8 protein-coding genes are annotated in these 10,025 nt (G+C 71.2%); 1 reads left to right on the top strand and 7 read right to left on the bottom strand.

All coding sequences use genetic code 11. From position 1 onward, the window contains the following. Positions 1 to 116: 116 nt before the first annotated feature. From ABZU25_RS25515 to ABZU25_RS25500, 4 genes are all read right to left on the bottom strand, one after another. The gene (locus ABZU25_RS25515; protein ID WP_355031889.1) at positions 117 to 1,004 is read right to left on the bottom strand and encodes a carbohydrate ABC transporter permease; all 888 of its coding nucleotides are present in this window, start codon (positions 1,002 to 1,004) and stop codon (positions 117 to 119) included. 1 nt (position 1,005) lies between these two features. Beyond that, positions 1,006 to 2,127, bottom strand: coding sequence for a sugar ABC transporter permease (locus ABZU25_RS25510; protein ID WP_355031888.1), 1,122 nt, complete (start codon positions 2,125 to 2,127; stop codon positions 1,006 to 1,008). A gap of 73 nt (positions 2,128 to 2,200) precedes the next feature. Beyond that, positions 2,201 to 3,451: an extracellular solute-binding protein gene (locus ABZU25_RS25505; protein WP_355031887.1), complete on the bottom strand. Its 1,251-nt coding sequence runs from the start codon at positions 3,449 to 3,451 to the stop codon at positions 2,201 to 2,203. A gap of 24 nt (positions 3,452 to 3,475) precedes the next feature. Continuing rightward, on the bottom strand, positions 3,476 to 4,465 hold the full coding sequence (locus ABZU25_RS25500) for a LacI family DNA-binding transcriptional regulator (protein ID WP_355031886.1): 990 nt from the start codon (positions 4,463 to 4,465) through the stop codon (positions 3,476 to 3,478). 145 nt (positions 4,466 to 4,610) lie between these two features. Between ABZU25_RS25500 and ABZU25_RS25495 the strand changes: the two genes are divergently transcribed. Next, entirely contained in the window at positions 4,611 to 6,713 is a 2,103-nt protein-coding gene (locus ABZU25_RS25495; protein ID WP_355031885.1) for a glycogen debranching N-terminal domain-containing protein, read from the top strand. Between the two features lie 391 nt (positions 6,714 to 7,104). On the opposite strand, the gene ABZU25_RS25490 is transcribed toward ABZU25_RS25495, so the two are convergent. The 3 genes from ABZU25_RS25490 to ABZU25_RS25480 form a co-directional block, all read right to left on the bottom strand. Next, on the bottom strand, positions 7,105 to 7,575 hold the full coding sequence (locus ABZU25_RS25490; RefSeq protein WP_355031884.1) for a GNAT family N-acetyltransferase: 471 nt from the start codon (positions 7,573 to 7,575) through the stop codon (positions 7,105 to 7,107). Positions 7,576 to 7,689: 114 nt separating this feature from the next. Continuing rightward, positions 7,690 to 8,457: a 4-hydroxy-tetrahydrodipicolinate reductase gene (dapB, locus tag ABZU25_RS25485; RefSeq protein WP_355031883.1), complete on the bottom strand. Its 768-nt coding sequence runs from the start codon at positions 8,455 to 8,457 to the stop codon at positions 7,690 to 7,692. A gap of 129 nt (positions 8,458 to 8,586) precedes the next feature. Beyond that, on the bottom strand, positions 8,587 to 9,984 hold the full coding sequence (locus ABZU25_RS25480) for a pitrilysin family protein (protein WP_355031882.1): 1,398 nt from the start codon (positions 9,982 to 9,984) through the stop codon (positions 8,587 to 8,589). Positions 9,985 to 10,025 lie beyond the last annotated feature (41 nt).

Raw genomic sequence — 10,025 nt, 5'->3', positions numbered from 1 at the left:
CTCTCCTTATTATGGGGGGGGGGGGGGGGCGGGTCGGGGGGGGGTGGCCCCGGGGGGGGGGGGCCCCGGGGGGGGGGGGGGGGGCCGCCCCCCCCCCCCCCCCCCCCCGACCCGGGTCAGCCCTTGTCCGAGCCGTCGTTGGCGTCGCGGACGAAGTACCGCTGGAACACCACGAAGATGATCGCCACCGGGATGGTGGCCAGCAGCGCGGCGCCCAGTTTCAGCGGGTACTGGGTGCCCTTGCCGAGTGAGCCGCTGACCAGGTCTGCCAACCCGCGCGGCAGGGTGAACAGGTCCGGGTCCTGCACCGACACGAGGCTGTGCGGGAACTCGTTCCAGGAACTCTGGAACGACAGGATGGTCAGGGTGATCAGCGCCGGCTTGGCCATCGGCAGCACCACCGACCAGAAGGTGCGGAAGATGCTCGCCCCGTCGATCCGGGCGGCCTCCTCGACGCTCACCGGGATCGACTCGAAGAACTGCTTCATGATGAACACGCCCGCCGCGTCGGCCAGCAGCGGCACCACCAGGCCGGCGTAGCTGTTGTAGAGGCCGAGCTGGTTGAGCACCAGGAACTTCGGGATCAGCAGCACCACCCCGGGCACCGCCATCACCGCGATGACGGCGGCGAACAGCCCACCGCGACCCCGGAACCGCAGCCGGGCCAGCGCGTACCCGGCGAGCGAGTCGAAGAACACCCGGCCGATGGTGACCAGCACTGTCACCAGCAGCGAGTTGCCCAGCCACAGCGGGAAGTTGGTGCCGGCGAAGATCCGTTCGAAGCCGGCCAGCGTGAGCGGGTCCGGGAACGGCGACAGCGGGTTCGCCGCCGCGTCGGGCTCGGTCTTGAGCGCGTTGCCGATCTGGATGACGAACGGGTAGAGGAACACCAGCCCGAAGAAGACAAGCGTCGCGTACCCCAGGAAACGTGTGGCCAGGGTGCGGGCCGCGCGCTGGTCGCGCCGCGCGGGCGCCGCCGCCGGGCGGTCGGTGAGCACGGCCATCTCAGGACCTTTCCGGTACGCGCCGACGCCGCCAGCCGCGGCGCGGCCGGTCGGTGTCCCGCTCGGCCAGCGCCCGGCGCTGGATCACTGTGAGCACGATGATGATCAGGAACAGGACGAACGAGATCGCCGCGCCGGAGCCGTAGTCGAAGTCCCGGAAGGCGGTCCGGTAGGACAGGTAGGCCGGGGTGAGCGTGGTCTTGGCCGGGTCGCCCTGACTCATCACGTACACCTGGTCGAAGACCTGCCAGGAGCCGATCATGCCGAGGGTGAGCACCAGGAAGGTGGTGGGCCTGATCAGCGGCAGGGTGACGTGCCGGAACCGCTGCCACCGGGACGCGCCGTCGAGGGTGCTCGCCTCGTCCAACGCGACAGGCACGTTCTGCAAGCCGGCCAGGAACATCAGCATGAACGTGCCGGAGGTGGTCCAGACGACCAACGTGATGATCGAGATCATCGCCACGCTGGGTCCGGCCAACCATTCCCACCAGGTCAGCCCGAGCGGGCCGCCGTCGGCCAGGGCCGCCGGAGGCGAGTCGACACCGACCACGCCGAACAGCAGGTGCAGCACGCCCCGGGAATCGGCGAACCACTCGGGGCCGTCGATCCCGACGAAGCCGAGCAGGGCGTTCACCGCGCCGGAGTTGGCGAAGAGGAACAGGAACACCACGCTGATCGCGACCGAGCTGGTCACCGAGGGGAAGTAGAAGGCGCTGCGGAAGAAGCTCTTGCCCTTGAGCATCCGGTTGTTGACGACCAGGGCCAGTCCGAGCGCGAGCACGGTCTGCGCCGGCACCACGATCGCCACGTAGTAGATGTTGTTGCGGATGCTGGTCATGAAGTCGCGGCGGGCCAACCCGTCCTCGGTGAACAACTGGGTGTAGTTACGCGTGCCGACGAACGGGACGTCGCCGGTGAAGGGGCTGCCCTGGCCGTTCCAGTCGGTCAGGCTGACCCAGAGCGCCATCAGGATGGGCAGCAGCAGGAACAGCCCCAGGATGACGATCACCGGCGCGACGAAGAGCCAACCGGCGAGGTTCTCGTTGCTCCGGATGCCGCCCCTGCGTCGGCGGGGGCCGGCCCCGCCTGTGGTCGCCACGGCGGTCAGTGTCTCGGTTGCCATCTTCCCTCCCTTCCTCTTCTCCGGCCGACGTGCGGCGGGGGCCCCGGTGCTCGCCCGGGCCCCCGCCATCACCTCAGCTGCCGCCGAGCGCCGCCTTGGCGTTCTTGTCGAAGCTCTGCAGCACGGCCTTCGGGTCGCCGTTTGTCAGCCCCTGCAGACCGGTGTCGAGGTCCTTGAGGACGCTGTCCATCTTCGGGGCGTTCACCGGGCCCTGGGCGTACGCGGCACCGTCGACGAACACCTTGTCCGCCGGGAAGGCGGCGGTGTACTGGTCGCGCGCCGACTGGCGGGACGGCATGACACCGAACGCCTTCGCGAAGGTCATCTGCTGCTCGCCGCTCGTCATCGCCTCGACGAACTTGATCGCCTGATCCTTGTACCTGCTCTTCGCGGCAATGCCCCAGCACTGGGTGAAGGAGAGGGTGCCCTGCCCCTTGGGGCCGGCCGGCAGCGCCACGACCTTGTACTTCACGTTCGGGAAGTCGTTCTGCAGAGCACCCTTGATCCAGTTGCCCTCGATGGTCATCACGGCCTTGCCCTTGCCGAACGCCTCACCGGACCAGCCGGCGTCGAGCTGCTTCGGATACTTGGCCAGCCCGGTGCTGAGCATGGTCTTGACGTACTGGAGGGCGGCGAGGTTCTCCGGGGTGTCGGCGGTGGGCTGCTTGCCGTCCTTGCTCACCAGCCAGCCGCCGTTCTGCACCATGAAGGCGCCGATCCGGTCCCGGGTGTCACCGAGGGCCAGCGGGACCTGCCCCTTGGCCTTGATCTTCTGGGCGGCGGCGGTGAACTGCTCCCAGGTCGTCGGCACGTCGGCGTCGGTCAGCCCGGCCCTGGTCCACAGGTCGGTGTTGATCTGCAGGGCCAGGGTCGAGAAGTCCTTTGGCGCGCAGTAGAGCTTGCCGTCGTACGTGAAGGTGGTGCGCAGGCTCTCGTAGAAGTCACCCGAGTTGCTGACCTTGTCGCCGTACGGCTCCAGGGCGCCGACGCTGGCGTAGTCGGCGAACTGGGCCGCGTCCACGTAGAAGACGTCCGGCGGGGTGCCGCCAGCGAGGGCCTGACCGAGCTGCTGGGTGAGGTCCTGTGCCGGGGTCACCGTCGCGGTGTTGCCGGAGCTGGTGGCCCACTTCGCGGCGGCGTCCTGCACCGCCTTGGTCTCGGCCTCACCGGACGAGCCGATCAGGATCTGCAGGCTGGCCGGCCCGCTGGACTGGGCGGCGTCGCCGGAGGAGTCGTCGAAGCCGCTGCCGCAGGCGGCGGAGCCAAGAAGGGCGATGGCGGTGAGGCCGGCCATCGCTGCCCGGGTGATTGTTGGGGGTGCCATGGTTTCTCCTGGTGGGGGGTGGGACTACGCGGTGTGCCGCAGCGCCAACGAGGGCTGGAGCAGCACGGGGGTGGGGGTCTCGTGGTCGCCGTCGAGGACCCCGGTGAGTAGGTCCACGCAGCGGGCGGCGGCCTCGCCGAGCGGTTGGCTGACGCTGGTCAGCCCGACCGCGGCGGCCACCGGCGTGTCGTCGAAGCCGATCACCGACACGGGCGGGTCGACGCCGCGGATCGCCTGGAGGGCGCCGAGGGCGAGCGAGTCGCTGGCGCAGACCACGGCGCTCGGCGCCACGGTGACCAGCAGGTCACGCGTCAGGCGTTCGCCCTCGGCGATGCCGTCCTCGGTCTCCCGGTGCAGTCCGGTCGGGTCGACGCCGGCCGCGTGCAGCGCGTCGCGCCAGCCGGCCCGCCGGTCGTCGCCGACGCCGGAGCCGACCGGCCAGCCGATGAAGGCGATCCGCCGGTGGCCGGCATCGAGCAGGCGCCGGGTGGCCTGGGCGGTGCCGGCGGCGCCGTCCACGTCCACCCAGGGGTGCGCGTCGAGCGCGTCCCACGGGCGACCGAAGGTCACGAACGGTACGTCCCGGTCGGCGAGCCATTCGGTACGCGGATCGCCGTGCTTGGTGCCCACCAGCACGAACGCGTCCAACTCGTAGGTGCCGAGCAGGTCACCGTAGGTGGCGATCTCCCGGTCGTCGTCGGTGGCGGTGTAGAGCAGCACCCGGTAGCCGGCGGCGTCGGCGGTCTCGGTGAGGCCGTGCAGGAAGCGGTCGAGCACGGAGCCGTTGATGCCGTCGCGGGTCGGGTCGATCCGGGCGGCGATGAGGCGGGACCGGCCGGTACGCATCTGCCGGGCGGCCTGGTTGGCCCGGTAGCCGAGCGCGTTGATCGCGTCCTCGACCCGCTGACGGGTCTCCTGCCGCACGATGTGCGGGGCGTTGAGCACGTTGGACACCGTCTGCCGGCTGACTCGGGCGTGCCGGGCCACCGTCGCGATGGTCACCTTCTCGGCCACTTAATCCCTCTCGCCATCTTGAACGATCCAATTCGGATAAGGCAGGATTGGATCGTTCAAGTTTCTGGAATGTTTCGCACTTTGCACCGCCAGGGGCGCGTTGTCAAGATGGCCGCCCCGCACCCCGAGGATCTGGAGCCACACCGTGATCGAACGCCAGCTGCAACCCCTCCTGCACGAGTTGGTCGGGGTGGTCTTCGCCCCGACCAGCGCGCTGGGGGACGCGACCGGGCAGATCCGCCCGACCGGCGTCCAGGGCGTCTTCCACGCCGACGCCCGGGTGCTCTCCCGCGCCGAGCTGCGCATCGACGAACGGGAGCTCGAAGGGCTGACCCGCGGCGACGACGGCCCGCACGGCGCACACTTCGTCGGTCTGGCCCGCTGGCTCGGTGACCCCACGCCCGACCCCACCGTCCGCGTCGACCGACTCCGGCGGGCCACCCGCAACGGCCTCACCGAGGAGCTGCGGATCACCTCCACCGCCACGGTCGGCGTACGGGCCACCGTCACCGTCGACCTCGGCTGCGACCTGGCACCCATCGAGGTCGTCAAGTCCGGTGGCGCCACCGGCGCGCTGGCGGCCACGACCAGCCAGCCGGGCACGCTCACCTGGTCGGGCACCGGGATCACCAGCACCGTCACCGCGCCGGGCGCCGACGTGCTCGCCGGCGGCGAGTGGGCCACCACGCCCCGGCTGGTCTGGCCGGTCGACCTACCCGCCGGTGGCGAGACGGTGCTGCGCTGGCAGTTGACAGTCGACGACCCGCGCGCCGTCGTCGTCGGCCCGGTCAGCGAGCTGGAGTGGTCCCGACCCGAGGTGATCGCCGACGACCGACGGCTGGTCCGACTGCTCGACCGCAGCCTGGACGACCTGCGCGGCCTCCGACTGGCCGAGACCGGCGCACCCGGCGACGTGTTCCTCGGCGCCGGGGTGCCCTGGTTCCTCACCCTGTTCGGCCGGGACAGCCTCTGGGCCGCCCGGATGATGCTGCCGCTCGGCACCGACCTGGCCGCCGGCACCCTGCGCGTGCTCGCCCGCTGGCAGGGCACCCGGATCGACCCGACGACCGGCGAGGCCCCCGGCAAGATCCTGCACGAGCTACGCCGCCACGAGGTCGCCCTACCCGCCAACGGCCTGCGCCTTCCACCGGCGTACTACGGCACCGTCGACGCCACAATGCTCTGGGTCAACCTGCTGCACGACGCGTGGCGGTGGGGAATGCCCGCCGAGCAGATCGAGCCCCTGCTGCCGCACCTGGAGGCGGCGCTGCGCTGGCTCGGCGAGCACGCCGACCCGGACGGCGACGGCCTGGTCGAGTACGTCGACACCATCGGACACGGCCTGTCCAACCAGGGCTGGAAGGACTCCGGCGACGCCGTCCGCTTCCACGACGGGTCGCTGGCCACCGCGCCGATCGTGCTGGCCGAGGTGCAGGGGTACGCGCACGAGGCCGCCGTGAACGGCGCCGCCCTGCTGGACGCCTTCGGCCGACCGGGCGCCGACCGCTGGCGCGAGCACGCCGCCGCGCTGGTCGGCCGGTTCCGCAGGAGCTTCTGGGTCGACGGTCGCCACGGCCCGCAACCCGCGCTGGCCCTCGACCGCGACAAGCGCCCCGTCGACTCGCTGACCAGCAACATCGGCCACCTGCTCGGCACCGGCCTGCTCGACCGCGACGAGGAGGCCCAGGTCGCGCGCCTGCTCACCACCGACACGATGGCCGCCGGGTTCGGGCTACGCACCATGTCCAGCGACGACGCCGGCTTCAGCCCGCTGTCGTACCACTGTGGCTCGATCTGGACCCACGACACCGCGATCGTGCTCGGCGGCCTGGCCCGCGCCGGACACCGCGAGGCCGCGCTCGGCCTGGCCGACGGGCTGCTCAGCGCGGCCGAGGCGTTCGACTACCGAATGCCGGAGCTGTATGGCGGCGATGACCGGTCAGCGGTGAACCGCCCGGTGCCGTACCCGGCCTCGTGCCGGCCGCAGGCGTGGGCGGCGGCGGGCGCGGTGCTCCTGCTCCAGGCGGCGACCGGCCTCTACCCCGACGTCCCGGGCGGCACGGTCCGGGTGGCACCCCTGGCGGGAGCGGAACTCGGGGCCGTCGCGGTCAACGGCCTCCGCGTGGCCAACGCCCCGGTGAACGTCTCGGTCAACCGCACCGGCGAAGCCACGGTGACCGGCCTACCCACTCCCCTGACCCAGACCCTCCCCACCCAACGCCGCCCCACCGCCCCCCTCCCCCACTAATCCCCAAACCCCGCCCCGCCCCGGCCTGCCCTGTCCCGGCCCGCCCCGCGTCGCCCCGCGTCGCGTGGCGTGGCGTCGCGTCGCGTGGCGTCGCGTCGCGTCGCGTGGCGTGGCGTCGCGTGGCGTCGCGTCGCGTCGCGTGGCGTGGCGTCGCGTCGCGTGGCGTGGCGTGGCGTCGCGTGGCGTCGCGTCGCGTCGCGTCGCGTCGCGTCGATCATGGAGTTGTGGTGGGCGAAAGCTTCATGTGCGCCCCTTTTGTGAGGCACCACCACTCCATGATCGACGCGGGCAGGCCGGACGCTCTCGGCGATCTTGCGGTTTCGGTCGCCAGGATGGATGAAATGTCCACTAAGTCGGGGCAGGAAGTGCAAGATCGCGGGACTCAGGGGGCTCAGGGGGTTCGTTCGGCGATTACCTCGTCGTCGTCCATGACGCCGGTGGGGTGGAAGCCCAGCGAGGTGTAGAGGGCGGCGGCCTGGGCGTTGTCCGGGTGGTAGGAGAGGCGGACCGGGGGGTTGCCCTCCCTGGCGGACAGCCAGCCCGCCAGGGTCTGCACTGTCGCTCGGCCCACGCCACGGTTTTGCTCGGCGGCGTCGATCAGCATTCCGCCGATCCAGTGCGAGCCGTCGTCGTCCACGCCCCACATGACGTGGCCGACGACGGTTTCGTCGGCGTACACCGCCAGCGACGTCCACACCTCGGAGCGAGTGCTCAGCAGCAGATAGCGCGCGCCCAGCGCCGCCACGAACCGGCGCTGGTCGTCACTCGGGGCGACATCAGCCACCGCACGCCAGTTGTCGTCGTCGACCGGCCGGAGCGTGACTCGCCTCCCGCGCCGGTCCAGGTGTCCCGCATTGATCATTCGGCGGATGCTATCCGGCCCGCGCGCGCAGATCTTGGACACTTTTCGTCAGCGCGGAACGGAAAGTGTCCAAGATCTGCGCTGTGCAGCGCTGTGGCGGGAGGGACGGACCGCTCAGTCGAGTAGGGCGTCCAGGCCGACGGTGAGGCCGGGACGGTTGCGCACCGCGCGGACGGCCAGCAGCACGCCTGGCATGAACGACACCCGGTCGTACGAGTCGTGCCGGATGGTCAGCGTCTCCCCCGTGCCGCCGAACAGCACCTCCTGGTGGGCGACGAGGCCGGAGGCGCGCACCGCGTGGACGCGTACCCCGTCGATCTCGGCGCCGCGCGCGCCCGGCACCTCGTCCTTGGTGGCGTCCGGTACCGGGCCGAGGCCGGCCTCGGCGCGGGCCTGGGCGATCTGCCGGGCGGTGTGGGTGGCCGTGCCGCTCGGGGCGTCCAGCTTGCCCGGGTGGTGCTGCTCGATGATTTCGACGGACTCGAAGTATCGGGCGGCCCGCGCGGCGAACTGCATCATCAGCACCGCGCCGATGCCGAAGTTCGGGGCGATGACGACGCCCACCCCGGGCTTGCCGGCCAGCCAGCCGCGCACCTGCTCCAGCCGCTCCGCGGTGAAGCCGGTCGTGCCGACCACGGCGCTGATGCCCTGCTCGATGCACCACTGGAGGTTGTCCATGACGACGTGCGGCGTGGTGAAGTCGACGACCACGTCAGCACCGACAGCGCCGGACAGGTCGTCATCCTGATCGATCGCCGCGACCAGATCGAGGTCGTCGGCGGCGTCGACCGCCTTGCAGACCTCGATGCCCATCCGGCCGCGCGCGCCGAACACGCCGACCCGTAGTGCCTCGGCCGGGGTCTTCTCCTGCTCGTCAGTCACGGGGCACAACCTATCCCAATCAGGACGCGCCCTCTCGGCGGGGACGGACCCTCCCACCAGCGGTGGCAGCCGTCCGACCGCGAGCGGTGGCAACCGTCAGACCGCGAAGGGTGCGAGCGGTGGCAGCCCTCAGACCGTGAAGTCGCCCGCGCCGAACGGGCCGACCACGGCCAGCGACATGGGCCGGCTGAGCAGCTCGGCGGCGAGGACGTTCACGTCCTGCACGGTGACCTCGTCGACCCGGCGAAGCAGCTCGTCGACCGGCATCAGGTCGCCGTAGAGCAGCTCACCCTTGGCCAGCCGGCTCATCCGGGAACCGGTGTCCTCCAGGCCGAGCACGAACGAGCCCTTGCTCATCCCCTTGCCCCGGGCCACCTCGGCCTCGGTCAACCCGTCGGCGGCCACCCGGGCCAGCTCGGCGCGGGTCAGGGCCAGCACCTCGTCCACCTTGCCCGGCGCGCAGCCGGCGTAGACGGCGAACAGGCCGGTGTCGGCGTACTGGCTGGCGTAGGAGTAGACCGAGTACGCGAGGCCGCGCTGTTCGCGGATCTCCTGGAACAGGCGGCTGGACATACCGCCGCCGAGCACGTTGTTGAGCACCCCGAGGGCGAAGCGCCGGTCGTCGAGGCGGTCGATGCCGGGGCAGCCGAGGATGACGTGCGCCTGTTCGGTCTCCTTCGGCTCCACCAGGGTGGTCGCCGGCTTGGTGCGTACCGCCGGGGTGGCCGCCCGGTGCGGTGCCGGCGTGGCCGGGTCGCTGTCCAGCGGGGTGCCCCGCACCGCCTGGCGGACCAGCTTGACCACAGTGGCGTGGTCCAGGTTGCCGGCGGCGGCGATGACGATCTGCGGCGCCGTGTAGCGGCCCTGGTAGAAGCTCTGGATCTGCTTGCGGGTCATCGGCGTGACGGTCTCGGCGGTGCCGGAGATGAGCCGACCCAACGGGTGGTCGCCGTAGACGGCCTGGACGAAGAGGTCGTGCACCTCGTCACCGGGCTCGTCGTCGTGCATGGCGATCTCTTCCAGGATTACGCCACGCTCGGTCTCGACGTCGGCCGGCTCCAACAGCGAGTCGGCGACCAGGTCGCACATCACGTCGATCGCCAGCGGCAGATCCTCGTCCAGCACCCGGGCGTAGTAGCAGGTGTATTCCTTCGTGGTGAACGCGTTGGTCTCACCACCCACCGCCTCGATCTGCGAGGAGATCTCCAGCGCGGTGCGCTTGTGGGTGCCCTTGAAGAGCAGGTGCTCGAGGAAGTGCGCGGCACCGGCCTGCGGGCCGGCCTCGTCGCGGGACCCGACCGCCACCCAGATGCCGAACGAGACACTGCGCATCGTCGGAATCGCCTCGGTGAGGACGCGCAGGCCGCTGGGCAGCACGGTACGTCGTACCGTGCCCCCCAGCGGGTCGTCGCTGAGCGTTCGGGTCACCGCGCGGGCGGCGCCGCCGGAGCGGCCCGCCCCGGTGTCCCGAGACGGGGCCACCCCCCGTCGATCCGGTGGAAACGGCGCACTGAAGGCCCGACTCACGTGTTGCTCCCGGTTCGACGAGGGGTGGGTGTTGCAGGTGC

It is taken from the genome of Micromonospora sp. NPDC005215 (assembly GCF_040607915.1).
Classification (GTDB): domain Bacteria; phylum Actinomycetota; class Actinomycetes; order Mycobacteriales; family Micromonosporaceae; genus Micromonospora.
Note: the sequence above shows the minus strand (reverse complement) of the source record. Positions and strands in the feature narration are given on the sequence as shown.

Excerpts from the sequence above, each read along its gene's own strand:
- ABZU25_RS25505 (WP_355031887.1), bottom strand. The coding sequence starts at position 3,451 with ATGGCACCCCCAACAATCACCCGGGCAGCGATGGCCGGCCTCACCGCC.
- ABZU25_RS25510 (WP_355031888.1), bottom strand. The coding sequence starts at position 2,127 with ATGGCAACCGAGACACTGACCGCCGTGGCGACCACAGGCGGGGCCGGC.
- ABZU25_RS25515 (WP_355031889.1), bottom strand. The coding sequence starts at position 1,004 with ATGGCCGTGCTCACCGACCGCCCGGCGGCGGCGCCCGCGCGGCGCGAC.
- ABZU25_RS25490 (WP_355031884.1), bottom strand. The coding sequence starts at position 7,575 with ATGATCAATGCGGGACACCTGGACCGGCGCGGGAGGCGAGTCACGCTC.